At 62.3% G+C, this 23728-nt stretch carries 23 protein-coding genes and 1 pseudogene; 12 read left to right on the forward strand and 12 right to left on the reverse strand.

Annotated features, from left to right (window positions below):
• The first annotated feature begins 62 nt into the window (after positions 1–62).
• The 4 genes from QYE47_RS22270 to QYE47_RS22285 all read left to right on the forward strand — a co-directional run bounded on the left by QYE47_RS22270 (position 63) and on the right by QYE47_RS22285 (position 3128).
• Complete coding sequence (locus QYE47_RS22270) at positions 63–692, forward strand: LysE family translocator (protein ID WP_012052198.1); 630 nt, start codon at positions 63–65, stop codon at positions 690–692.
• Positions 693–713: 21 nt separating this feature from the next.
• Complete coding sequence (locus tag QYE47_RS22275) at positions 714–1586, forward strand: alpha/beta hydrolase (RefSeq protein WP_014590844.1); 873 nt, start codon at positions 714–716, stop codon at positions 1584–1586.
• A 96-nt stretch (positions 1587–1682) separates the two neighbouring features.
• The gene (locus QYE47_RS22280) at positions 1683–2570 is read left to right on the forward strand and encodes a pirin family protein (RefSeq protein WP_014590845.1); all 888 of its coding nucleotides are present in this window, start codon (positions 1683–1685) and stop codon (positions 2568–2570) included.
• 297 nt (positions 2571–2867) lie between these two features.
• Positions 2868–3128 carry a DUF1652 domain-containing protein gene (locus QYE47_RS22285; RefSeq protein WP_012052201.1) on the forward strand — a complete coding sequence of 87 codons (261 nt, stop codon included), beginning with the start codon at positions 2868–2870 and terminating at the stop codon, positions 3126–3128.
• Positions 3129–3148: 20 nt separating this feature from the next.
• Here QYE47_RS22285 and QYE47_RS22290 read toward each other — a convergent pair whose 3' ends face one another.
• The 9 genes and pseudogenes from QYE47_RS22290 to QYE47_RS22330 all read right to left on the reverse strand — a co-directional run bounded on the left by QYE47_RS22290 (position 3149) and on the right by QYE47_RS22330 (position 11622).
• Positions 3149–3763, reverse strand: a complete 615-nt coding sequence (locus QYE47_RS22290; RefSeq protein ID WP_014590847.1) for a Yip1 family protein — start codon at positions 3761–3763, stop codon at positions 3149–3151.
• An 86-nt stretch (positions 3764–3849) separates the two neighbouring features.
• Positions 3850–4137, reverse strand: coding sequence for a hypothetical protein (locus QYE47_RS22295; RefSeq protein ID WP_003253801.1), 288 nt, complete (start codon positions 4135–4137; stop codon positions 3850–3852).
• A gap of 169 nt (positions 4138–4306) precedes the next feature.
• Positions 4307–4966, reverse strand: a complete 660-nt coding sequence (alkB, locus tag QYE47_RS22300; protein WP_019437533.1) for a DNA oxidative demethylase AlkB — start codon at positions 4964–4966, stop codon at positions 4307–4309.
• Between the two features lie 146 nt (positions 4967–5112).
• Positions 5113–6558: a curlin gene (locus QYE47_RS22305; RefSeq protein ID WP_014590849.1), complete on the reverse strand. Its 1446-nt coding sequence runs from the start codon at positions 6556–6558 to the stop codon at positions 5113–5115.
• 16 nt (positions 6559–6574) lie between these two features.
• The gene (locus QYE47_RS22310; protein WP_014590850.1) at positions 6575–7048 is read right to left on the reverse strand and encodes a curlin; all 474 of its coding nucleotides are present in this window, start codon (positions 7046–7048) and stop codon (positions 6575–6577) included.
• 15 nt (positions 7049–7063) lie between these two features.
• Positions 7064–9295, reverse strand: a complete 2232-nt coding sequence (locus tag QYE47_RS22315; RefSeq protein WP_014590851.1) for an Ig-like domain-containing protein — start codon at positions 9293–9295, stop codon at positions 7064–7066.
• Positions 9296–9327: 32 nt separating this feature from the next.
• Positions 9328–10656: a hypothetical protein gene (locus tag QYE47_RS22320; RefSeq protein ID WP_014590852.1), complete on the reverse strand. Its 1329-nt coding sequence runs from the start codon at positions 10654–10656 to the stop codon at positions 9328–9330.
• Positions 10657–10885: 229 nt separating this feature from the next.
• Positions 10886–11458, reverse strand: a pseudogene (locus QYE47_RS22325) (PAP2 family protein); the annotation flags it as partial.
• Positions 11459–11460: 2 nt separating this feature from the next.
• The gene (locus QYE47_RS22330) at positions 11461–11622 is read right to left on the reverse strand and encodes a hypothetical protein (RefSeq protein ID WP_237141822.1); all 162 of its coding nucleotides are present in this window, start codon (positions 11620–11622) and stop codon (positions 11461–11463) included.
• A gap of 297 nt (positions 11623–11919) precedes the next feature.
• Here QYE47_RS22330 and QYE47_RS22335 point away from each other — a divergent pair, with 297 nt between their 5' ends.
• The 8 genes from QYE47_RS22335 (at position 11920) to QYE47_RS22370 (ending at position 21106) form a co-directional block, all read left to right on the forward strand.
• Positions 11920–12666, forward strand: a complete 747-nt coding sequence (locus QYE47_RS22335; RefSeq protein WP_014590855.1) for a gluconate 2-dehydrogenase subunit 3 family protein — start codon at positions 11920–11922, stop codon at positions 12664–12666.
• 3 nt (positions 12667–12669) lie between these two features.
• On the forward strand, positions 12670–14454 hold the full coding sequence (locus tag QYE47_RS22340; RefSeq protein ID WP_041166960.1) for a GMC family oxidoreductase: 1785 nt from the start codon (positions 12670–12672) through the stop codon (positions 14452–14454).
• Between the two features lie 12 nt (positions 14455–14466).
• A complete protein-coding gene (locus QYE47_RS22345; protein WP_014590857.1) occupies positions 14467–15714 on the forward strand; it encodes a cytochrome c in 1248 nt (415 codons plus the stop codon).
• A 264-nt stretch (positions 15715–15978) separates the two neighbouring features.
• A complete protein-coding gene (gene ptxS, locus QYE47_RS22350; protein WP_070383946.1) occupies positions 15979–16998 on the forward strand; it encodes a transcriptional regulator PtxS in 1020 nt (339 codons plus the stop codon).
• Positions 16999–17062: 64 nt separating this feature from the next.
• Positions 17063–17842, forward strand: coding sequence for a sugar phosphate isomerase/epimerase (locus QYE47_RS22355; RefSeq protein ID WP_014590859.1), 780 nt, complete (start codon positions 17063–17065; stop codon positions 17840–17842).
• The gene (locus QYE47_RS22360; protein ID WP_019437542.1) at positions 17835–18785 is read left to right on the forward strand and encodes a sugar kinase; all 951 of its coding nucleotides are present in this window, start codon (positions 17835–17837) and stop codon (positions 18783–18785) included. The genes QYE47_RS22355 and QYE47_RS22360 overlap by 8 nt, the downstream gene beginning before the upstream one ends.
• 55 nt (positions 18786–18840) lie before the next feature.
• Positions 18841–20133 (forward strand): MFS transporter, encoded by a 1293-nt coding sequence (locus QYE47_RS22365; RefSeq protein WP_010954250.1) that lies wholly within the window; start codon positions 18841–18843, stop codon positions 20131–20133.
• 10 nt (positions 20134–20143) lie between these two features.
• Positions 20144–21106 (forward strand): D-glycerate dehydrogenase, encoded by a 963-nt coding sequence (locus QYE47_RS22370; protein ID WP_014590861.1) that lies wholly within the window; start codon positions 20144–20146, stop codon positions 21104–21106.
• Between the two features lie 42 nt (positions 21107–21148).
• Here the strand turns inward: QYE47_RS22370 and QYE47_RS22375 are convergent, their stop codons facing one another.
• The 3 genes from QYE47_RS22375 to bamA all read right to left on the reverse strand — a co-directional run.
• Complete coding sequence (locus QYE47_RS22375; RefSeq protein ID WP_014590862.1) at positions 21149–22114, reverse strand: endonuclease; 966 nt, start codon at positions 22112–22114, stop codon at positions 21149–21151.
• A 14-nt stretch (positions 22115–22128) separates the two neighbouring features.
• Entirely contained in the window at positions 22129–22512 is a 384-nt protein-coding gene (locus tag QYE47_RS22380) for a hypothetical protein (protein WP_014590863.1), read from the reverse strand.
• A gap of 127 nt (positions 22513–22639) precedes the next feature.
• Positions 22640–23728: outer membrane protein assembly factor BamA (gene bamA / locus QYE47_RS22385; RefSeq protein ID WP_301159130.1), on the reverse strand; the 1089-nt coding region annotated here is incomplete at its 5' end.

Consider the following 23728-nt stretch of genomic DNA (forward strand, 5'->3'; position numbering starts at 1 on the left):
ACTGTAACGGTCGCTGGGAGAGGCGACTCCGGTAGTGTGACAGCACCTATAAAGAAAGTGGAATGCCCGCCATGCTTGCCTCTGCCGACCTGCTGACCGCTTTTGTGCTGTTTGCCTTCGTATCTTCCATCACGCCTGGCCCCAACAACACCATGTTGCTGGCCTCGGGGGTGAACTTCGGCGTGCGCCGCTCGGTTCCTCATGCCTTGGGTATCAGTTTCGGGTTCATGATGATGGTGCTGGCTGTCGGCCTGGGGCTGGGGGAGGTATTCAAGGCCTGGCCACCACTGTACACGGTGCTGCGCTACGCTGGCGCCGCCTATCTGCTGTACCTGGCCTGGAAGATCGCCACTTCCGGGCCGGTCGGCACGGCCGCGTCCAGTGCCCGCAAACCGCTGGGCTTCTGGGGTGCGGCGGCGTTCCAGTGGGTCAACCCCAAGGCTTGGGTGATGGCGGTGGGGGCGATTACCACCTACACGCCAGCGCAAGGCTATGTAACCAACGTGATCGTCATTGCGGCCTTGTTCGCTTTGGTCAACTTGCCCAGCGTGGGGGTATGGGTGATGTTCGGCAGCGCCCTGCGCAACCTGTTGCAAAATTCGCGCTGGCTGATGCTGTTCAATGTCGTGATGGCCCTGTTGCTGGTGATTTCCCTGTACCCGCTGCTGTTTGTAGAATCAGCGTTTTCCTGACCCCGAGAGTACAGTAAGCCGATGCAGTTGATTCCCTGGTCCCACGAATGCGCCGAAGGTTTCACCCTGCGTGGCTGGCGAACTCCGGCCAGTGGCAAACCGCTGCTGCACTTTCTGCATGGCAACGGCTTCTGTTGCCTGGCCTACCAACCGTTGCTGATGCGCCTGGGCGAGCATTTCGACCTGTGGCTTTGCGACGTTCAGGGCCATGGGGACAGTGATCATGGCGGGGTGTTTCGCGGCTGGAACCGCACTGCTGCCTTGGCGGTGGAGGCCTTTCAGGGTGGACGTGGCGAGTATGGCGACGTTCAGCGGTTTGCCGCAGGGCACAGCTTTGGTGGCGTGCTCACGGGGCTGATCCTGGGCAGTGAGCCGCAACTGTTCGCACGTGCCGTGCTGCTCGACCCGGTACTGTTCAGCCGACGCATGATCGGCGTGATGGGGGCGGCAGCCCTGGTCGGCCTGCATCAGCGCCACGCCCTGGCTCGCAAGGCTGCCAGCCGCCGCAGCCACTGGCCCGATCGCGAGTCGGCGTTGGCCTCGCTGGAAGGGCGCGGCATCTTCAAAGGCTGGACCCATGCGGCACTGCAGGCCTATGTCGAGCATGCCATCGGTGAGTGTGGCGAGGCCGTAGTGCTCAAGTGCCGGCCCAGCCGTGAAGTGGAGATCTTCAGTTCGTTCCCTAAACGCATGTGGGCCAGTCTGGCCGCAATCAGGACGCCGACACGAGTGTTGTACGGAGAAGACACCTATCCCTTCGTGCCACACTCGGTGAATCGCCTGGCGCTGCTCAACCGCAATGTGACCGCACGGCAAGTTCCCGGTGGGCACTGTTTCATGCAGGAAGACCCGGCCATGGCGGCCGAGCAAGTGCTCGATTTCTTGCAGGGTTGACTGTTCCGCAGGTGGGACGATGCATGCCATTTTAGCCATCTACCGCGTGATTAACATCATTGATAAGGTTATCTCAGCCAAGAGAGGAGCCTTCTCATGAAAACGATTCTGGGTATTCACCGAAGCCCCCACGCCCATTGGGTGGGTGATGGTTTCCCGGTGCGCAGCCTGTTCACCTACGACAACCTGGCCAGCCGGATCAGCCCGTTCCTGCTGCTGGATTACGCTGGCCCGCATGATTTCGCCCCTACCCAAGCACGACGCGGTGTAGGCCAGCATCCGCATCGCGGCTTCGAGACCGTGACCATCGTCTACCAAGGTGAACTGGAGCACCGTGACTCCACCGGTGCTGGCGGCTTGATCGGCCCAGGTGACGTGCAGTGGATGACGGCGGCCAACGGCATCATTCATGAAGAGTTTCATTCCCCCGACTTTGCACGCAGTGGCGGCACGCTGGAAATGGTCCAGCTGTGGGTGAACCTGCCGGCGCGGCACAAGCGTGCAGCGGCCGGCTACCAGACGCTGTTGGCCGGCGACATTCCGGTGGTAGCGCTCGACGGTGATGCCGGGAGCTTGCGGGTGATTGCCGGTGACTATCACGGCCACCAGGGGCCGGCTCGAACCTTCACCGCGATGGACGTGTGGGATTTGCGGCTCAACGCCGGCGCGGCCTTGCAGTTGCCGGTTGCTGCCGGTCGCAATGCGGCGCTGGTGGTGATGCGTGGTAACGTTCGAATCAATAGCGAGCGCGAAGCAGGCCCGTCGAGCCTGGTGCTGCTCGACCGGGAGGGTGTAGACGTAGCTGTCGAGGCGCTGGACGATGCAAGTGTGCTGCTGCTCAGCGGTGAGCCAATCGATGAGCCGATCGTCGGCTACGGCCCGTTCGTGATGAACAGCCAGGCAGAGATTGCCGAGTCGTTCGATGATTTTCATGCCGGGCGGTTTGGACAGATGCAGGACGAGAGGGGAGGCGCCGCGCACTGATCCTGTTAATTTGTTGGCCTGCTCCGGCCCCTGTCGCTGGCAGGTCTTCTCCCACGGCGACCCGGCTGTACATTGGTCAACGCGTTGCTGACCAAGACCACTCGTCGTCAAGTCTGCTAATGCAGTCGAACACTCGGCCCCCGCGGAGAATCTTCCACTAAGGTGCTAAAGGATCCCCCGCAAGCTCATTGCCCGGGCGCATGGACAGCTGGCCGAGCATGCGCAATATCAATTGGCGCCCCGCCCGACAAAGGCGTACTCCCAAACAACAGGCCATCCCACAGAGAGGGTCGTACCATGTCGTTGATAGGCGTTTCGATACTAGAGATGCGGCAACTGATCGAGCAGGCCTGCTTGCCAGACCGCTGTGAAGTCAGCTGCCCGGACGGCGCCCACCTGACCATCCGCCTGGGTCAGGGCCAGGATCTCGATCAGGGCGTGACGCTCAGCGGGGTCGCGCTGCAAAACCTCAACAGTTGCCGTGATCTGGTCAACCTGGTGGACCAGCTGCATGCGCTGCGTGACAACCACCCGGCGCCGCTCAAGGCGATCGCCTGAACGCGCCTGTCGTGCCCCGGTCAGTCCAGGCTGGCCGGGCGTACGTATTCCGGCATCAGGCCGTTGAACCAGAACAGGATCATTGCCACAAGGATGGTCACCAGCAGTAGCAACCCTACCCCCCAAACGCACGTTGCAAACAATAACGCCTGCTCTTTCTTCAGCCGCATGAAAGTCTGCAACCCGCCATATAGCAACACGCTGGCATACACAGAGGCAGCCATTAGCGCGGCAAAGGCGAGCCAACGAATTGGCATCAGACCAACCACTCCGGCAAAGAACCACGGCGTGGCGCAATAGGCGGCAAAACCGATACACTGGTTCAGACTGGGCTGTGTATCGAACCCTCGTGACATCCAGCGGATCATCACTCCCATCAGCATCACACCTATCACAGTGGTGGTATACAGCAGGCCTGCCAATTGCGCGGCGCTGCCGATGCTAAGGCGTACCCGCTCCTCGGCCGCCAAGCTCCAGCCGAAGGTGGTAGTGCCGACGAAGAGGCACACGGCGGGTATCAGCGCCAAGGCTAGCAGGCGTGGCAGGTATTGCTGTGGGTTGTCTTCCTCGGCCCGGCGGATGTCCAGCCAGGCGTCGGCGGGGTGGGTGAAGAGCTTGAATAACGGACTGTTCATAGCGTTCTCCGGTAGGCAAGAGCCCTTTTGCTATGGAGACACGCGGCTGTCAGCCAGTTCAGCCTGGATGGCCGCCGTTGATCGGCTTATTGCAGTTCCAGCAGCAGGTTCAGGCCACCGTCGCCGCACTTTCCCTTCTCGCGAACCACGCCGTGGTAACTCCGCCCATCCCAGACGAAGGCCACACTGTGAGCTCGGTCGATCTTGTCAGGCAGTGGGGGGCAAACGTGCAGGCGCAGCCCTGGGCGACCCTGCAGGTTGAGGGCGGCGAGTTGGCATTGGCATTCCACTCGTTGCGCCACCGGGCCGAACAGGGTGTCGCGTACGTAATCGAGCTGCAGCGAAGCATTGGGTGCGCGGCCAGGCATCTTCATCGGTACATGGCTCCGTTGCAACGGCTCGAAGAACCAGGCGGGTTGGGCATGGCAGGCTCCAGACAAAAGAAAGGCGGCTTATCATTCGAAGCTTGCCTGGCCAAGATGTTCAATGTGTTTCATGTGCGTTCATCTTGTTTTGCGCTGGATGGCAGATGACGGCCTCTGTTCAGGCACCCGCCTTGCGCAAGGTCAGGTTGATCCGCCGTTCGCCCAGGCGCGGATGCACACCGGGTTTGATCGGTAGCACGCCGTGGAAGCGCAAGCGGTCTTCGCCGCCCCAGACCAGCACATCGCCGTGGCTCAGCGCAATGCGCTGAGCCTTGTCGGCACGCTGCAGGCCGCCGAACAGGAACACCGCCGGCAAGCCCAGCGACACCGACACGATCGGCTGGCCGAAATCCTGCTCGTCGCGGTCCTGGTGCAGACTCAGGCGTGTGCCCGGCAGGTAATGGTTGACCAGGCAGGCATCCGGCACGAAACCGTCAAACCCGGCCATGGCTGCAGCGCGGGAGGCCAAGGCGAGCAAAACCGGGGGCAGGGCGGGCCAGGGCTGGCCACTGAGTGGGTCGGTGGGGCTGTAGCGGTAGCCATGTTGATCACTCACCCACCCCAGCGTACCGCAGTTGGTCAGGGCCACTGCCATGCGCAGACCTCCAGGGGTGTACATGTGCCGGAACGGCGCAGCACGCAGCACCGGACGCAGGGCATCGAGCAGCGCCTCGGTTTCGGCCAGGGCGAAGCCGGGCAGCAGCACGGTGTGGCTGGCCAGGCGTTGCGGCTGGGTGCCGAACAGGTCGAGGTCGGACTGGATCATGCTGCTGCACATCTTCGAGCGGTTTGCCATTGTACCCGACAGATACACGTCAGGGGATTGCACACGCCGGCCGGATCGAATGATGGCAGAGGGCGGGATAACAGAAAAAGGAACCGCGGCACCAGGGAGAGAAGCACCGCGGTTCAAGGGGGAGCGGCTTACTGCTGGGTCACAGTGGCCAGGTTCGCGCTGCCCAGCTGGGTGATGGTGGCGGATTGGGCGACACCACTCTGGTCGACGAACGCCTTGTTGCTTTGGCCCCCCTGGGTCACGTAGGCGACGTTGATGCTGTCGGTCTGTTTGATGGTGGCTTCGTTTCCGCTTCCGTAGAGTTGGTTGGTGTAGCTCTGGTTGCTATAGCCGGACTGGTCGAGCGTGATGGTGTTGCCGGTGCCCTGGCTGCTGCCGTAGGCATAGTTGTCGGTACCACGCTGGTCGGCGATCAGAATGTTGTCAGTGCCGTTTTGTTCGAAGTACAGCTCGTTGCTGACGTCATCCTGCTTGGTCGACATCTGGTTGCCTGTACCCGTCTGGCTCAGCGTGGCCTGCTGGTCAGCGCCCTTCTGGGTCAGATTGACGCCGTTGCCATTGCCCGTCTGGTTGATGGTGGCGTTCTGGTTGGTGCCGAACTGGCCACCCATCTTGGCGCCTTTCCAGTTACTGGCGGTGATGCTGTTGCCATTGCCTTGGGTGTTGATGGTCAGGTTGAGGTTCTCACCATTCTGATAGGTGAAATGCAGGTTGTTGTTGCCGGTCTGGGTAATGGTGGTGGTCGAGTTGTTGGTCTCGAACTGGTCCGACCAACTGGCGTTGGCATTGCCTTGCTGCGACAGGCTGACCTTGTTGCTGACGCCGAAGCTCTGGTCGATATAGCCTTCGTTCGACTGGCCGGTCTGGACCACGGAGGCCTGGCTACCGATCTGTGTGTCCTGCCACACTTCCACGGAGTTGCCGCCCCCGTACTGGCCAATGGCAATGGTGCCACCTGTGCCTTCGCGCTGGTCGCCATAGGCCCAGTTGCCGTGGCCATCCTGATAGACCTGGATATCGCCATCGACCTGGTTCAGGTGCTCGGCGGTGGCGTAGTTGTCCTGGCCGGCCTGGTTGACGGTGCTGCGATTGTTGCTGCCACCGAAGGTCTGTTCGATGAACGCCTCGTTGCGCTGGCCGGATTGCAAGCTGGTGGCTTTGCTGCCTTCCTGGCTGTCCTGCCACACGGTGGATTTATTGCCGACGCCTTGTTGGGTTTGCAGCGATTCGTTATTCGACCCTATCGACTGGCTGGCGAAGGCATCGTTGTAGCTGCCTCCCGCCTGCTGGGTGATCTGGCTGCCGTTCTCGAACAGTTGCTCAGCGTAGCCAGCGTTGTACTGGCCGGTGGCACTCTGGTGTATATCGCTGGTGCTTTCGGCCTGCACGGCGAGGTGGTTGTGGCCCTTGCCAGTCTGGTTCTGGGTGGCCGAGGCGAAGGATGCCTGGGTCTGAGAGACCTCGGCGATGTTTTCCTTGCCGTCCTGGGTCTGGGACGAGGTGCTGTCAGCAGCCATGGCCTGACCTGCGAGGGCCAGGACGATAGCGGCACTTAACGGAGCGAGCTTGTACATGGTGGTGCCTCCAGGTCTATCGGTATTGGGTGATCTGAACATGCTGGCCATTGCCAGCCTGGGTCACGGAGCTGTTGAGCCCTGAGCCGGACTGCACGATGCTGGCGCTGTTGTCGTTGCCGATCTGCTCGATGGCGGCGTTGTTGCTGCTGCCGCTCTGGCGAATCGACGCACTGTTGCCATTTCCCTGTTGGCTGATGATGGCCATCAGGTCACTGCCTTCCTGCAAGATGTACGCTTCCTGGGCACCGCCGGACTGGACGATACGGCCCAGCAGGGCCTGTCCGTTCTGGTCGAGGGCGGCGCGGTTGCCTGACCCTTGCTGCTCGATCACCGCAGCCTGGCCGGCACCGGCCGGCAGCAGGCGGATGATCACTGGTTCACCGAGGTCGTTGCCGGGTGCAAGGTCGGCATTGTCCATCAGGTCCTCTGCCCAGCAGGCCTGGCCCACCAGGGCCAGGCAGAGCAACAGGGAGTACAGCCGTTTCATCGAAGCCTCCGGCTTTTACTGCACGACTACGTTGACGGTGCGCGTGGTGCCTTGGCTGGTGGTGATCGTCGCCGTCGGTGCAGCAGTCGGGATGATCGTGGTGCTATTGCTTACCACCAGGCGCCAGCGGCCGGTCAGCGCTACCGTGGCCGTCCCCAAGGTCTGGACGCCCGTGGTAGTGGTTACCTGCACGGTTACGGTATTGCCGGTGGTCACCGACGAGGTGCCACTGATGTCCCAGTTGTAACGGTTGTTGGAGCGCGCCGTGACCGTGGCTGTCGTGACGGCGAAGGTTTCAGCGGCAGGCCGAGGCGACACGTTGACGGTGACCGTACTTGGGGTGGACAGCCCCCCCAGCGAGTCACGTGCCTGGTAGGTGAAGGTGGTGGTGAAGGCTGTGGTTACAGTGGCCGGTGGGGTATAGGTCACGGTTGTGCCGTCGGTGCTGACCGTGCCACGGCCGGCGGCCGGCTGGGTGATGTTGGCCACACTCAGCGGTACGTTGCCTTCTGGATCGGTGTCGTTGGCCAGCACGTTGATGGTCAATGGCACGCCCAAGGTGGCGACGGTTTCCGGGTTGGCAGTCGGTGCCTGGTTAGGTGCGACGTTGATGGTGACCGTGGCCGGTTCCGACTTCAGGCCCTTGGCATCCACCGCCCGGTAGCTGAAGTTGGCTACCAGCGGTTGTGTGGCCCCGGTCGGCGGTGTGTAGGTAACCGAGGTGGTGCCGTTCAGCACGACGCCGCCAAGGCCGGTCCCGGGTTGGGTCAGGTCGCTGATGGTCAGCGGCACGTCGCCATCCGGGTCGCTGTCGTTCAGCAACAGGTTGAGTGTGATCGGTACACCGACACTGGTGCTGCCGACATCGGCCTGGGCCAGCGGTGGCTGGTTAGCGGCCTCGACCGGGGCGCTGCCGACCACGATCACCGGCTCCACATCACTACCGCCATGGGCAGACTTGACCGTAACGGTAGCGGGCGGTTGAGCCAAATCGTTGACCGTGATGCTTTGCAGTGTGCCCGATTTCGACATGCGGCCGTAGCCTTGGGCGAGCAGGTCGGGGACCGTTATTTCGTCGCTGGAGCTGGCCTCGATCAACAGACGTTTGTTGGCCCAGTCATAGCGTGCGGTGCTGACTTTGACCACGTCGCTGAGCTTGCTCGAGAGCGCAGTCGGCTGGGTGCCGCCGACTGCGTTGCTGGCGGTGACAACCACCACCGCTGGCGGCACCGACTGGTTGAACTGCTGGCTGAAGAACAACCCGTTGTTGTCCGAAGTCAGGGTGAACTGACAAGGCGAAGGCGGCGTGCCGATCAGTGCCAGGCCATTGCGCATGCACAAGCTGGCCTCACTCGGGGCCTTGGCGAACACTTCCACGCGGGTGCCGCTGCCGTTGCGCGAATAGGTGGCGCGCTCCAGGGTGACCGGGGTTTGTGCTCGCTGGTCCAGCACCTTGCCAGACACGGTGAACGTGTTGGTTTGAATGGCGCCCGCGGGCCCTTCGATGCGCACGAAGTTGGTATTGAAGGGGCTACCCGTGACCGCTTCGGTGATATTGGGGTCGCCGATGTAGGTTTCGGTGGTGCCCGTGTCAGGATTGACCTCGGTATATGGCCCGCCAACCCCCTTCAGCCAAGGGCCGATCGCTCCCCCCAGCGCCCCCTGGAAGTTGCCCGGAGCACCGATACCGATGTCCCGGGTGATGTTGATTGCGCGACGACCTGCCGTGGTGACGTTGACCGTCTCCACCCCGTAAGGGTGCGTGATGGTGTAGGTACCGGTGCGTGGGACCGATGCGCGGATACGGATGCGGGCGAAACTTTGCTGATCACCGTCTACCGGGTTTTCAGCAGCGAAGGCTGCCTCTATACCGGCAACGTAGACCTCCAGTTCATATCCGCTGTTACCCACTTGTGGTATCGAGGTTTCGGCCAGGAACCAGAACATCTCGGGTGGCCAGTTATCTGGAAATACCAGCGGCAGGGCATCGTCATAGATCCCGGGCTCGGGCAACAAGGTGCACATGTAGGCGGGCGCCCCTGGTGCGCCTGGCGCACGGGTGCTGGTGGCACGCGACTGGCACAGCTCCAGGGATTGGTCGAGGCTGTCCTTGTACCACATCGGATAGCCACCTGTGGCGAAAGTGTAGGGCCCCGGATCGACATCAGACAGCGCGGCGAACGCGGCGCTGGTTACGGTAAGAGAGAAACCGGCGGCCAACAGCGCACGGCGCGACCAAGTGTTCATGCTGCCTCCTTGAAGGCTGAGCCTTTGTCTGTTCATGGCACCAGCACCACGTCTTCGGTGTCGCTACCACCGTTGGCGCTGGTGACCTGCACCTTGGCCGGCGGAATGGGCGAGAGGGTCATGCTCAACGTCTTCACGGCGCCGGTACCGCCCAGGTTGCCGATCAGTGTGCCGTTGCCGGTATGTGCGGTAAGTACTGGAGGTGTTGTTTCGTCACTGGTGCTGGCCACCAGGGTCAGCTCGCCGGTGGACAGGCGGTACTGGGCTTGCGTGATGGTGACCAGGTCGGTCAGGGGAACGTTGCTGGTGGTCAGGCTGCTGGTCGGGATTGCCACGCTGTTGTCAGCGGACAGTGTCACGATGGTTCCGGCCGCCGGGTTGAGGGCTGACTGGGCGTACCAGGCGCCGGTGCCGTTGGCCTCGGTGAGGCTCAGGTTGGGGGTCTGGCTGGTCAGGGTGACGCTTGCCGGTGGCGGCGGGGCCAACACGAAGATGTCTTGCTGGGCGATCAGGTCGCCGTTCTCGGTATGGCGTGAGTAAGTGCTGCGTTGTGGCATCAGCGGGGTGGGCAGGGCCACTTCGGAAAGCTTGCCCGAGACAGCGAAGAGCTCGGTGCGCAGGTCGATGCCACCAGGGCCTTCGATGCGTACGTAGTTTGTGTTGAATGGGCTGCCCGTCACCCGTTCTTCCAGGTTCGGGTCACCGATGAAGCGCTCGTTGCCTTCGGTGTAGGGGCCGTTGACACTGCGCAGGAACGGCCCGACATCGCCCTTGAGTGCGCCGGTGAAGTCGCCTGCGCCGGCGATGCCGATGTCGCGGGTCATGTTGATCGCCCGGCGCCCTGCAACGGGCACATCGAACACTTCAACACCATAGGGGTGGGTGACCACGTAGGTGCCCGCGGTGGGTACGTCGACCCGGATACGGACCCGGGCGAAGCTGACCTGGTCACCCTCGACAGGTTCTTCGGCGGCGAATGCCGCTTCGATCGCGGTACCGTAGCTGAGGTCGATGCCACTGGCGGCGTCGACGATGGCAGCGTCAGCAGTGAACCAGAACGCTTCGTCAGGGAAGTTGGTGGGGAAGACGATGGGTTGGGTATCGTCGAACACACCAGGCGTGGGCAGCAGCGTGCACATGTATGAAGGTGCGCCGGGCGCGCCGGCGACCCGGGAGCTGACCGCCTTGGTCAGGCACAGGTCGAGGGTACGACCGTGGCTGTCCTGGTACCAGGCGGGGAAGCCGCCATTGGCTGGGACGTAAGCGCCTGGATCGACAGCGTTCAAGGCGGCTTGCGCGGGAAGCTGGAGCATGCCGGCGAAAATCGCCACTGCCAGCGGGTGGGGTATCGGTCGGTGCATGAGTCAATTCCTCCTGCAAACGGGCCCATGGACTTGGGGCGTCTGGGAGGAGATCGGCAAGACCTGTGCCAAACCCTGAAAAATGCTGTGCAGGCCTTGTGGGGCAGGGGGTTCAGATTTTCAGTAGGGCTTTATGCCAGCGGCTGGCGGTGGGCAGCGTTCCCCCAAGGTTGGGGATTGGGGGCCGGTAATTTCAACCCGGTATTCGATGCAGAGCCGAGTTCTGAGCGAAATACAGCGCCAGCAGCGTAAACCCGCTGGATGCATGGCCACCCGGCCAGCAACGGCCATCGCCGGGCTTGCTCCATAAAGAGAAGTTTTCGAACCATTCGACCCGGGGCTGCGAACCGCCATACAACGTGGTTTCCACAGGGCAATACACGCTGGTATGGCTTTTCAGGTAGTGAATCACGGTGGTGCTCAGTGCGAACGCTACCACCACGAACAACAGGTCGCGTCGGTGTTGGGTGGCAAAGCGCAGTACCGGTGCAATACGGACCTTTTCCAGCGCCTGGGCAAGGCCCAATTGGAGGCGGTTGGCCAAGCGCGGCCAGATGAACGACAGCAAACTGCCTATGACGGCCAGTTCACCGGTCCAGTCCGGCAGGATGCGTGGCCATTTGTGGGTGATTCTCTCGAATAACGGGTTGTGCAGCAGCGGGAACTGGCCAGTGGCCGGGTCAAGCAGCAGGTTGCTGATCCAGCGATCGAAGTCTGTGAGGTCGAAGGCCATGAACACAATGGCGGCCAGCAATAGCGGCAGCAGCAGGTTGTTGCGGTAGAAGGTGGCGCGGGAGGGAATGCTCAGAGTTCCTTGGCATCAATGAGTGTGTGCCATTCATTGGCCGCCATCTGGCCGAGCACCTTCGTCTTGCCATCGTTGCCACGCGTAATGAACAGGGCGCTGGCATAGCTGTTCGCTGTTGCGCTAGAAGGCGCTTTGAGCGCCTGCTCCAGTTGTTCCATGCAGCCACTGTGGCTGACCAGCACGAGGGTGTGGCCTTCAGGCAGGCATCACTGGAGCGGTCGCAGCGTTCGGCATGGCGCAGGCAGAGGGTGAGGCTGGTATGGAAAAAGCCTTGGCCGTTAGGCGTGCAGTGGAGGTCAAGCCAGGTAAGAAGGCAGAAATGAAACCGGTTTCAAAACATGTCTGAACGCGCTAGATTATTCGGCTGTCTTCTTGGTGGCCTATCAAGATCACCTCTCAATTGAAAATCAGATGGCGCTTATCAAGGCCACCCCCACAGCCGATGAGGATTCGCAATGCCTGAGCATGCCCCAGACAACCCGCGCAGGGATTTTCTGCGCAAGACCTTGACCCTGATCCCTGTCGTTACAGTGGCCAGCACGGGGCTTGGCGTGGGCGCCAGCCAGCTGCTTGCGGCCCCGCAACCGCATCAGCAACCGAAAGTGCCGGCCACGCCGCCTGCGGGTAATTATCAACCGACATTCTTCAGCGCCGAAGAATGGGCTTTTGTACAAGCCGCCGTGTCGCGCATCATCCCGGCCGATGAGCTTGGCCCAGGGGCACTCGAAGCTGGCGCTGCCGAATTTATCGACCGGCAAATGAACACCCCGTACGCGACTGGCGCACAGTGGTACATGCAAGGGCCGTTCAACGCCGACGCCGCGCCCGAGCTGGGCTACCAGCTGCAGCTCAGCCCGCAACAAATCTACCGCCTGGGCATCGCTGCCGTGGACGGCTGGTGCAAGGCCAATAGCGGACAGGTTTTTGCTGCGCAAGATAGCGCTACCCGGGACCGCATTCTCAGCAAGTTGGAGGCAGGAGAGCTGGTTTTCGACACCGTTCCGGCCAAGGTGTTCTTCAGCCTGCTGGTGCAAAACACGCGTGAAGGGTTCTTCTGCGACCCGATTCATGGCGGCAACAAAGGCATGGTCGGCTGGACCCAGATCGGCTTCCCCGGCGCCCGCGCCGACTTCATGGACTGGGTCGAGCGCAATGAGCCTTACCCGTTCCCGGCTGTATCGATCCGTGGTGAGAGGGCCTGAGGCATGGCGACTGTGTTGAACAAAGTGGATGCGGTGATCGTCGGCTTCGGCTGGGCCGGTGCGATCATGGCCAAAGAGCTGACCGAGGCCGGGCTGCACGTGGTAGCCCTGGAGCGGGGGCCGATGCAGGATACCTACCCCGAAGGCAGCTACCCACAGGTGATTGATGAGCTGACCTACAGCGTGCGCAAGAAGCTGTTCGTCGATGTATCGAAAGAAACCGTCACTGTCCGCCATAGCGTGAATGATGTGGCATTGCCCAATCGCCAGCTGGGCGCATTCCTGCCGGGCAAGGGCGTGGGGGGCGCGGGCCTGCACTGGTCGGGTGTGCACTTCCGGGTCGACCCCGTCGAGTTGCGCCTGCGCAGCCACTATGAAGAGCGCTACGGGCGCACGTTCATTCCCGAAGGCATGACCATCCAGGACTTCGGCGTCAGTTACGAAGAGCTGGAGCCCTATTTCGACTTTGCCGAAAAGGTCTTTGGCACTTCAGGCCAGGCCTGGACCGTCAAAGGCCAGGTGGTCGGTGAAGGGAAGGGCGGCAACCCCTATGCGCCGGACCGTTCCAACCCGTTCCCGCTGCCTGCGCAGAAGAACGTTGTATCGGCAAGGCTGTTCGAAAAGGCTGCCACCAGCCTGGGCTACAAACCTTACAACCTGCCGTCGGCCAACACCTCGGGGCCATACACCAACCCCTACGGGGCGCAGATGGGGCCGTGCAACTTCTGCGGTTTCTGCAGCGGCTACGTGTGTTACATGTACTCCAAAGCCTCGCCCAACGTGAATATCCTGCCGGCGCTGCGCCAGGTGCCCAACTTCGAGTTGCGGCCCAATGCCCATGTACTGCGGGTGAACCTGGACGACAGCAAGCGCAAGGCCACCGGCGTGACCTACATCGATGCCCAGGGGCGCGAGGTGGAGCAGCCGGCAGAGCTGGTGATTCTGGCGGCTTTCCAGTTCAACAACGTGCGTCTGATGCTGCTTTCCGGCATTGGCAAACCTTACGATCCGGTGAAGAACGAGGGTGTGGTCGGGCGTAACTTCGCCTATCAGAACATGGGGACAGTCAAGGCGTTCTTCGACAAGGACACCTACACCAACAACTTCATCGGCGCAGGTGGCAATGGCATTGCCATCGACGATTTCAACGCCGACAACTTCGACCATGGCCCGCACGGCTTCGTCGGCGGTTCGCCAATGTGGGTGAACCAGGCCGGCAGCCGGCCGATTGCCGGTACCTCCAACCCGCCGGGCACACCGGCCTGGGGCAGTGCCTGGAAAAAAGCCACGGCCGACTACTACACCCACCAGGTGTCGATGGACGCCCACGGCGCCCATCAGTCCTACCGTGGCAATTACCTGGACCTGGACCCCACCTACCGCGATGCCTACGGTCAGCCGCTGCTGCGCATGACGTTCGACTGGCAGGAAAACGACATCAAGATGAACCAGTTCATGGTCGACAAGCTGAGCAAGATCGCCCAGGCGATGAACCCCAAGGCCATTGCTGTGCTGGGCAAGCAGGTCAAGGACCACTTCAACACTACCAGTTACCAGACCACCCACCTGAACGGCGGGGCGATCATGGGCACCGACCCCAAGACCAGTGCACTGAACCGCTACCTGCAAAGCTGGGACGTACACAACGTGTTCGTTCCGGGGGCTTCGGCGTTCCCGCAGGGGCTGGGTTACAACCCGACCGGGCTGGTGGCCGCACTCACGTACTGGTCGGCTCGCGCCATCCGTGAGCAGTACCTGAAAAACCCCGGTCCGTTGGTCCAGGCTTGAGGAGCGATGAGCATGAAGACACTGTTGATCGCAACCTTGGTGCTGGGTGCCGGCGCGGCTGCACAGGCCGTAGCGAATGACGATGCGCAGGTACGCCTGGGCGAGTACCTGGCCCGCGCCGGTGACTGCGTGGCCTGCCATACCGCCAAAGACGGCAAACCCTTTGCCGGTGGGTTGCCGATGGAAACGCCGATTGGCACGGTGTACTCCACCAACATCACCCCGGCGGCCAGTGGCATTGGCCAGTACAGCTTCGAAGACTTCGACCAGGCCGTGCGCAGGGGTATCGGCAAGGACGGCAGTACGCTCTATCCGGCCATGCCATACCCGTCGTATGCGCGGGTCAGCGAGCAGGACATGCAGGCGCTGTACGCCTATTTCATGAAGGGCGTGGCGCCTGTCGAGCAGGCGAACAAGGCCTCTGACATTCCCTGGCCGCTGAGCATGCGCTGGCCACTGGCAATCTGGCGCGGCCTGTTCGCACCAGAGGCCAAGCCCTGGCAGGCATCGGCGACAGCTGACCCTGTGGTGAACCGCGGTGCGTACCTGGTCGAGGGCCTTGGGCATTGTGGCGCTTGTCATACACCGCGGGCGCTGACCATGCAGGAAAAGGCCCTGAGCGCTGCTGATGGCGAGCAGTTTCTGGCCGGCAGCGCACCGCTGGAAGGCTGGATTGCCAAGAACCTGCGTGGCGATCACAAAGACGGCCTGGGCAGCTGGAGCGAAGCGCAGTTGGTGCAGTTTCTCAAGACTGGGCGCAGTGATCGCAGCGCCGTGTTCGGCGGCATGAGCGATGTGGTCGAGCACAGCATGCAGCACATGAGTGATGCCGACCTGACCGCTATCGCCCGCTACCTGAAAACCCTGCCGCCGAGTAATCCGGATGACCAGCCGCATGTGTACGACAAGCGGGTCGCGGATGCGCTATGGAAGGGTGACGACAGCAAGCCTGGGGCGGCGGTGTACATCGACAACTGCGCGGCCTGCCACCGCACCGACGGGCAAGGTTACACCCGCGTATTCCCGGCCTTGGCCGGCAACCCGGTGGTGCAGACTGCGGATGCCACGTCGCTGATCCATGTGGTGCTCGCCGGTGGCACGGTACCGGCAACGCACAGTGCGCCGTCGAACTTCACCATGCCGGCTTTCGGCTGGCGTCTGAGTGACCAGGAGGTTGCCGAGGTGGTGAATTTCATTCGCAGCAGCTGGGGTAACCAGGGCAGTGCGGTCACGGCCGGTGATGTGAAGTCGCTTCGCTGACATGTATTTCTGCGCCCTCGCCCGTAGGAGCGGGTTTACCCGCGAACACGGGCGAAGCCCGTGCCATCCCTAACGTAATCAGATTCCAGGACAAGCCCTGCCGACAGATATAAATCTATTAATATCAATTGTATATGCAATATTCTTAATGCGATTTAACATTTTATGTCTCCGTGTCCGACCAACGGCCTGTTGACGAACCCGCGCATTTTTGCTGTATTGAAACCGGTTTCATCACTATTAAAACAATCATAAGGAAAACCCATGACCGACGCGCCCGCCCATACCCGCGAACGGGTCACCATCAGCGAAGTGGCGCGTGTTGCTGGCGTTTCCAAAGCCACCGTCTCCCGTTACATCGGTGGCGACCGCCAATTGCTGGCCGAAGCCACGGCCAAGCGGCTGGAAGAGGTCATCGAACGCCTTGGTTATCGTCCCAACCAGATGGCTCGCGGCCTCAAGCGCGGCCAGACGCGACTGATCGGCATGCTGGTGGCCGATATCCTCAACCCCTATTCAGTGGCCGTGATGCACGGCGTGGAAACCGCCTGCCGTCAGCATGGTTACAGCCTGGTAGTTTGCAACACCAACCGCGACGACGAGCAGGAGCGTCACCACCTGGTGGCCCTGCAGAGCTACAACGTCGAAGGGTTGATCGTGAACACGCTCGGTCACCACCCCGGCGAACTGCTCAACCTGCAGCGTGACATCCCCATGGTGCTGGTCGACCGCCAATTGCCCGAGCTGAATGTGGACCTTGTCGGCCTGGACAATGCTGATGCAGTCGAGCAGGCCCTGGACCACCTGCAGGCCCAGGGCTACCGCGACATCCTGGCGGTCAGCGAACCCCTCGATGGCACCAGTTCACGCCTGGAGCGGGTGCAGGCGTTCGGCGCATCGATCAGCCGTCGGCCAGGCATGCGTCAGCAGGTACTCGAAATCGGCGCCGGGCTGCAGGGCCAATTGGCTTCGTTTCTTGCCCACAGAGGTCATGGTCTGCAAGCCATCTTCACCTTCAACGGCGTTGCCACCTTGGCGGTGACCCGGGCCCTGCTCGAGGCCGGGCGCAACCTGGTTGCCGATGTCGGGCTGATCGCCCTTGACGACCTCGACTGGTACCCCTTGGTCGGCAAAGGCATCACCGCACTGGCCCAGCCCACCGAGCGTATCGGCGTGGCGGCATTCGAAAGCCTGCTCGGTCGTTTGCGCGGCGACAGCGGCGCAGCCCGGCGCATCGACTTCAAAGCCAACCTGATCATCCGCGGTTCAACCCAACCCCAGTAAGAAAACGGCAGGCTTGTGCCTGCTGCTGATCAAAAATGAAACCGGTTTCATAAGGACAAGAACAATGCAAGCGAACCCCGTTTCCATCAGTCTCTCCAGCTACGGCGCCGACTTTGTGCGCCAACGTGGCCAGGAGCAGTTTCTGGACCTGCTGGCAGCCGCTGGCGTCAGCCGCGTCGAATTGCGCGAAGAATTGTTCGCCAGCGCACCGGACGCAGCTGCGCTCGGTAGGGTCATTGCCGCGCTGCGCCTGGAATGCCTGTACTCCACCCCCCTTGAACTGTGGACCGCTCAAGGCGTGCCCGACCCGCTGCTGGTGCAGAAGCTGGAAATTGCCCGGGCGCTTGGCGCGGTGGCGCTGAAGGTTTCCTTGGGGCACTTCGATGAGCACTGCGATGTGACGGCCCTGGCGTCGCTGCTGCCTGCGCAGGGGCCTCTGTTGCTGGTGGAAAACGATCAGACCGCACAAGGTGGCAGGATCGAACCGATGCTGCAGTTTTTCCAGCGTGTCGACCCGCTTGGGCTGCGCCTGGGCATGACGTTCGATATCGGTAACTGGCAGTGGCAAGGCGAGCCTGCGCGGCAAGCTGCAAGGCAGCTAGGCCGTTGGGTGCGCTATGTGCATTGCAAGGCTGTGCAGCGCCGGGCCGATGGCCGTCTGGTGGCCATACCGCCGCAGGCTGCGGACCTGCAGGAGTGGGCAGCGCTGATGGCCGAGTTCGCACCGGGCGTGGTGCGCGCCGTCGAGTACCCCCTGGTGGGCGAAGACCTGTTGGCGCTGACGCGGGCCCAGGTGCGTCACCTTTCTGCACTGGGCGCGGCGCAGGAGCTGGACCATGCATGAACATGACGTGCTGTGTTTCGGCGAGACCATGGCCATGTTCGTTGCAGAGCAAGCCGGTGACCTGGCCGGTGTCGGACAGTTTGGCAAACGCATCGCCGGCGCCGACAGCAACGTGGCGATTGGCCTGGCGCGGCTGGGTTTCAAGGTGCGCTGGCTGAGCCGGGTAGGTGACGATTCGCTGGGCCGTTTCGTTCTCGACAGCTTGCGCGGCGAAGGCCTTGACTGTTCCGGCGTCGAGGTGGATGCCAACTACCCGACGGGTTTTCAGCTCAAGGCCCGCAGCGATGATGGCAGCGACCCGGCAGTGGAGTACTTTCGCCGCGGTTCGGCGGCCAGCAGGCTGTCACCTGCGATGGTGAGCCCCGTTTGGCTGCAGGCTCGGCACGTGCACGCTACCGGTATTCCGCTGGCGCTGTCGGACAGCTCGCGGGCGCTGTCCCACACGCTGCTGGATGCAATGCGCGCAGCCGGGCGCAGCATATCGTTCGACCCTAACCTGCGCCCCTCGCTGTGGCCCGATCAAAGCAGCATGGTGCGTGAAATCAATGCCCTGGCGGCCAAGGCCGACTGGGTTTTACCGGGGTTGGAAGAGGGGCGGTTGCTGACTGGTCAGCACACCCCGGCCGATATCGCCGCGTTCTACCTGGACCAAGGGGTGGAACTGGTGGTGATCAAGCTGGGCGACGCTGGCGCCTACTTCCGCAGCGCCAAGGGCGAAGGGCAGGTAGCCCCCGTGCCAGTCAGCCGCGTGGTGGACACCGTCGGTGCAGGTGATGCCTTTGCCGTCGGTGTGCTCAGTGCGCTACTGGAGGGCCGTCCGGTAGCCGAGGCGGTAGCGCGCGGCAACTGGTGCGGCAGCCGTGCCGTGCAGTCGCGGGGCGACATGGAAGGGCTGCCGCTGCGCGATGAACTGGAGGCCTACGACCTGCGCAGAAGCGCATGAGCCGATCCCGAAACACCTGTTGCAACAAAAACAACAAGCTCAGGAGAAACAATCCATGCAAAGCCAAAGCCTGGCACCTCGCCGCTGGTGGTACATCATCCCGATTGTGTTCGTCACCTACAGCCTGGCGTACCTGGACCGCGCCAACTACGGCTTCGCCGCCGCCTCCGGCATGGCCGAAGACCTGCACATCACCCCGGTGCTGTCTTCGTTGTTGGGTGCGCTGTTCTTTCTCGGTTACTTCTTCTTCCAGGTGCCCGGCGCCATCTACGCTGAAAAGCGCAGCGTGAAGAAGCTCATCTTCGTCTGCCTGATCCTGTGGGGTGGCCTTGCCACGCTTACCGGCATGGTCAGCAACGTCTACATGCTGATCGGTATCCGCTTCCTGCTCGGGGTGGTGGAGGCTGCGGTCATGCCGGCCATGCTGGTGTACCTGTGCCATTGGTTCACCCGGGCCGAGCGTTCGCGCGCCAATACATTCCTGATGCTGGGCAACCCGGTGACCATTCTGTGGATGTCGGTGGTGTCTGGTTACCTGATCAAGCATTACGACTGGCGCTGGATGTTCATCATCGAAGGCCTGCCCGCCGTGATCTGGGCGTTCTTCTGGTGGCGCCTGGTGGATGACCGCCCGGCCCAGGTGGCTTGGCTGAGCGAGCAGGAAAAGGCCGCCCTGGCGCAGGCACTGGCTGCCGAGCAGCAGGGTATCAAGCCTGTAAAGAACTACCGCGAAGCGTTCCGCTCGCCGCAAGTGATCATCCTGGCGCTGCAGTACTTCTGCTGGAGCATCGGCGTGTATGGCTTCGTGCTGTGGCTGCCGTCGATCCTCAAGCAGGCGGCGAATGTCGATATCGTGCAGGCCGGCTGGCTGGCCTCGGTGCCCTACCTGGCGGCGGTGCTGGCGATGGTGGGCGTGTCCTGGGCGTCCGACCGCCTGCAAAAGCGCAAGCGCTTCGTCTGGCCGCCGCTGCTGATTGCCGCGTTGGCGTTCTATGGTTCCTACGCCTTGGGCAGCGAGCATTTCTGGCTGTCGTATGCATTGCTGGTGGTTGCTGGCGCCTGTATGTACGCACCCTATGGCCCATTCTTCGCGATCGTGCCCGAGATCCTGCCGGCCAACGTCGCAGGCGGCGCCATGGCGCTGATCAACAGCATGGGGGCGCTGGGCTCGTTTGGCGGTTCGTGGCTGGTGGGCTACCTCAATGGGGCTACGGGCGGGCCCGGCGCCTCTTATCTGTTCATGTGCGGTGCGCTACTGACGGCAGTGGCGCTTACCGCTGCGCTCAATACTTCCCAGACCTCTGGCCGGGCAAAGCGCGATAGTTCGCGCCTGGCCATGAACCATTAGGAAACCTGCAATGAAGAAGCGAATCGTCCTGTATAAACGCCTGTCCGAAGACCTGATGGCACGCCTGCAAGATCGCGTCGAGGTGACCTGGGTGGATACCACCCAGCCCGATGGCCTGGCCCGCCTGCGCGATGCATTACCGGGGGCGCATGGGTTACTGGGGGCCAGCCTGCGCCTGGATGCCAGCCTGCTCGACCTTGCCCCGCAACTGGAAGTGGTGTCGAGCGTTTCGGTAGGCGTGGACAACTACGACATTGCTGAACTCAGCAGGCGTGGTGTGATGCTCACCAACACGCCCGACGTGTTGACCGAAACTACGGCCGACACAGGCTTTGCCTTGATCCTGGCTACCGCCAGGCGGGTGGTGGAGCTGGCGAACTGGGTGCGTGACGGCCGTTGGCAGGCCAACCTGGGGCCGGCGCATTTTGGCAGTGATGTGCACGGCAAGACGCTAGGCATCGTCGGCATGGGCCGCATTGGCGAGGCCCTGGCCCGGCGCGCGGCCGCTGGTTTTGGCATGCGCGTGCTGTATCACAGCCAGCGTGCCAAGCCCGAGGTGGAAGCACGCTATGCCGCATGCCAGTGCAGCCTGGATGAGCTGTTGCAGCAGGCAGATTTCGTTTGCCTGACGGTGCCATTGAGCGCCAGCACCGAAGGCCTGATAGGCGCACGGGAACTCGCGTTGATGAAGCCTGAGGCAATCCTGGTGAACATTTCACGCGGGCGTGTGGTGGATGAGCAGGCGCTGATCGAAGCGCTGCGGGCCAGGCGCATCCGAGGTGCGGGGCTGGACGTGTTCGTGCACGAGCCGCTGCCGACCGATTCGCCGCTGTTGCAGCTGGATAACGTGGTAGCGACCCCGCATATCGGCTCGGCGACCGAGGAAACCCGCCAGGCCATGGCGCGTTGCGCGGTGGACAACCTGCTCAGCGCGCTGGCCGGTGAACGGCCGGTAAACCTGGTCAACGGCTGACGCGCCCCCGTTCCCACAGGGGCCGCGCAGCCTTTGAAACGATCAGCGGCAGTTGCCTGCCTTGCGATACCCCGCTGCCTGCGCTTCACCTTCGTTTGCGAAGGTAACCTGGTTCTTCGCTGCAACCTGGTTGTAGCCCGGGCAGCCGACTGACAAGTGATAGACGTGGCTGTTGCGGTTGCCAAGCACGGCGCCGACCGAACCGGCACTGGCAAGGCTTGGTTTGGCCTCTGGCTTGGCCGCTTTTACCGGCACCGCCTGTACCACGCCGCTGCCAACCGGCTTGTAGCCGGCGGTCCACTTGCGTTCGCCGCTTACGAACGGGTTGGCATGGCCCATGATCGCGGCAATGCGCCGGTCGCGTTCTTTCTCCCAGGCCGACACCGGGTGTTGCTTGTCCCAGGCCATCAGCAGCTGTTGCTGTTGGCGCGACATGTTCAGCTTGTAGCGGTCGAACATGTAGAACGTGGTGCGGGCCACCAGCCCTTTGACTTCGTCACGCGGTTCGGCGGTGCGCTGGACGAAATCGACCTTGGTGGTGCATTGGCCGTATTCGCCGGCATTGCCAGTGACCATGCCGTAGTTGAAGTTACTGCGGTCACCGTTGACCTCACCCACGGCCGGGTAAAGGTTGAACAGGTCGGCCTCCATGGCGCGGAACACCGGGTCGTTGTCCACGCAGTGCTCACGGCCGCCGTTCTTCCAGCACTGGCGCTGGTTGCCGAAGGTGTGGGCGGGCACGATGTGTTCCCACTCGGTGCGTTCGGCACGGTTCTGCTGCTTGCGCGTCTGGTAACCACACGAGGCGGCATCGATGCGTCCGCCAGACTTGCCCACCCAGGTCCATTTGCAACCGCAGTACAAGTCGCCCATGGCACTGCTGGCCTGGTCCAGGTAGACCTTCTGCTTGGCCACCACCTTGGCTTCGGTGAAGGTGGCCGGCGGATTGGCCAGAGCGGGGAGGGTAAAGGAAAATAATAAGGTTATGGCGTAAAGCAGTGATTTCATGGGGAAAACATATTTCAGGTTGGGCCGGGCATTGTAATGGTTTCCCCGGGGCTGACCAGCTCACGGAGCCATACCAATGGTCGGCCAGGGTCGTCGCTGCCCATACGGCTGAATGTGGCTGAGTCGAGCATGTCCCGCACTTGGGTGCCCATGCGCAGCAGGTGCTCGACGAAACCGGCACCGATGTCACCGTAGTCCTCCAGGGAAACCCCGCTCTGGTTGTGCTGGATTGCGAGGTGGTAATGACTGACACCATCGCCGTTGCCGCTACCGCCCAGTACCACCGTGAAGCGTGGGCCAAGCAGGGCGGCCAGGCGTTCCCGCACCAGATCGAGCAGGGCGAGGGGTATTTCATTTTCGCGCAGTGATGTAGGGAAACAGGGTGTGAACGGAGGCATGAGGGTGTCCTGCTGGGCGGGGTTCGAGTGCTGGCCAGCTTAGGCAAGGTGACTGTCAACTTGGGTAAAGCGGGGGTAAAAGCGGGTAATGCTCAGCCCCGCTGCGCGGTTCATTTCAAGAGCAGCCTCAGAAGGTCTGCCCCAACGAGAACTGGAACACTTGGGTTTCGGCGTTATCCGGCTTCTTCAATGGCGCCGCCAGGCTGAAACTCAGCGGCCCCATCGGGCTGTACCAGGTCACGCCAACCCCCAGCGACACAGCCATCTGCGCCAGGTCGACGCTGCCGCAGCCTTGAGTGGTGGACAGGTAGCAGGTGTCGGCATATACGTTGCCGGCATCGACAAACACCGAGCTGCGCAGCTGGCTCTGGTCCTGCACGAAGGGCAGCGGGAACAGGTACTCGGCACCGCCGGTAATCAGGATATTACCCCCCAGCACATCGGTGTCGCGGTCGGAATAGTAAGCCTGCCCAGCGCTGGAATAGGCCCCGGTAGCCGGCGTGCTGCGCGGGCCGAGGGTGCCGTCCTTGAACCCGCGTACCGACCCCTGCCCACCGGCGTTGTAGCTTTCATAGAACGGCAAGCCGTCGGTGGAGCCATAGCCGTTGCCGTAGCCCAGGTTGGTGTGCAGGCGCAGCGTGGTGTTGCTGGTGACCGGCAGGAAAGCCTGGCCGTTGTAGTCAAGCTTGTAGAACGAAAGGTCGCTGCCAGGGGTGGTAGCCATCAGCGTCAGGCTCTGCGAGTGGCCGCGGGTGGCTAGCACGCCTTTGTTGAGGGTAGATTCCGACCAACCGATCGACGCCTTGAGGTTGTTGAAGCTTTTGCCTTCGCGGGAGATGAAATCGTAGATCTCGTCAGCGCTGTAGGTGCCGGGCGAAATGTCGTCGTGCTGCAGGGTCAGGCCGTAGGTAAGACGCGAGGTTTCGTTGATCGGGTAGCCGAAGCTGACCCCGGCGCCGTAGCTGTTGATTGCATAGTACGAAACCCCATCGTCGTAGTAATCGCTGTAGTCGGTGCTGTTGTAGAACAGGTTGTAGCCCAGGCTGACGCCGTCGGCGGTGAAGTAGGGGTCGACGAAGCCGAAGTTGTACTTGGTCTGGTATTCCGAACGGGTCAGGCCGATGGATACCTTGTTACCGGTACCGAGGAAGTTGCTCTGGCTGATCGAACCACCCAGGATCAGGCCGGCGCTCTGGGCGAAACCGACGCTGGCGGT

It is taken from the genome of Pseudomonas sp. 2,4-D (assembly GCF_030418155.1).
Taxonomy (GTDB): Bacteria; Pseudomonadota; Gammaproteobacteria; order Pseudomonadales; family Pseudomonadaceae; genus Aquipseudomonas; species Aquipseudomonas alloputida.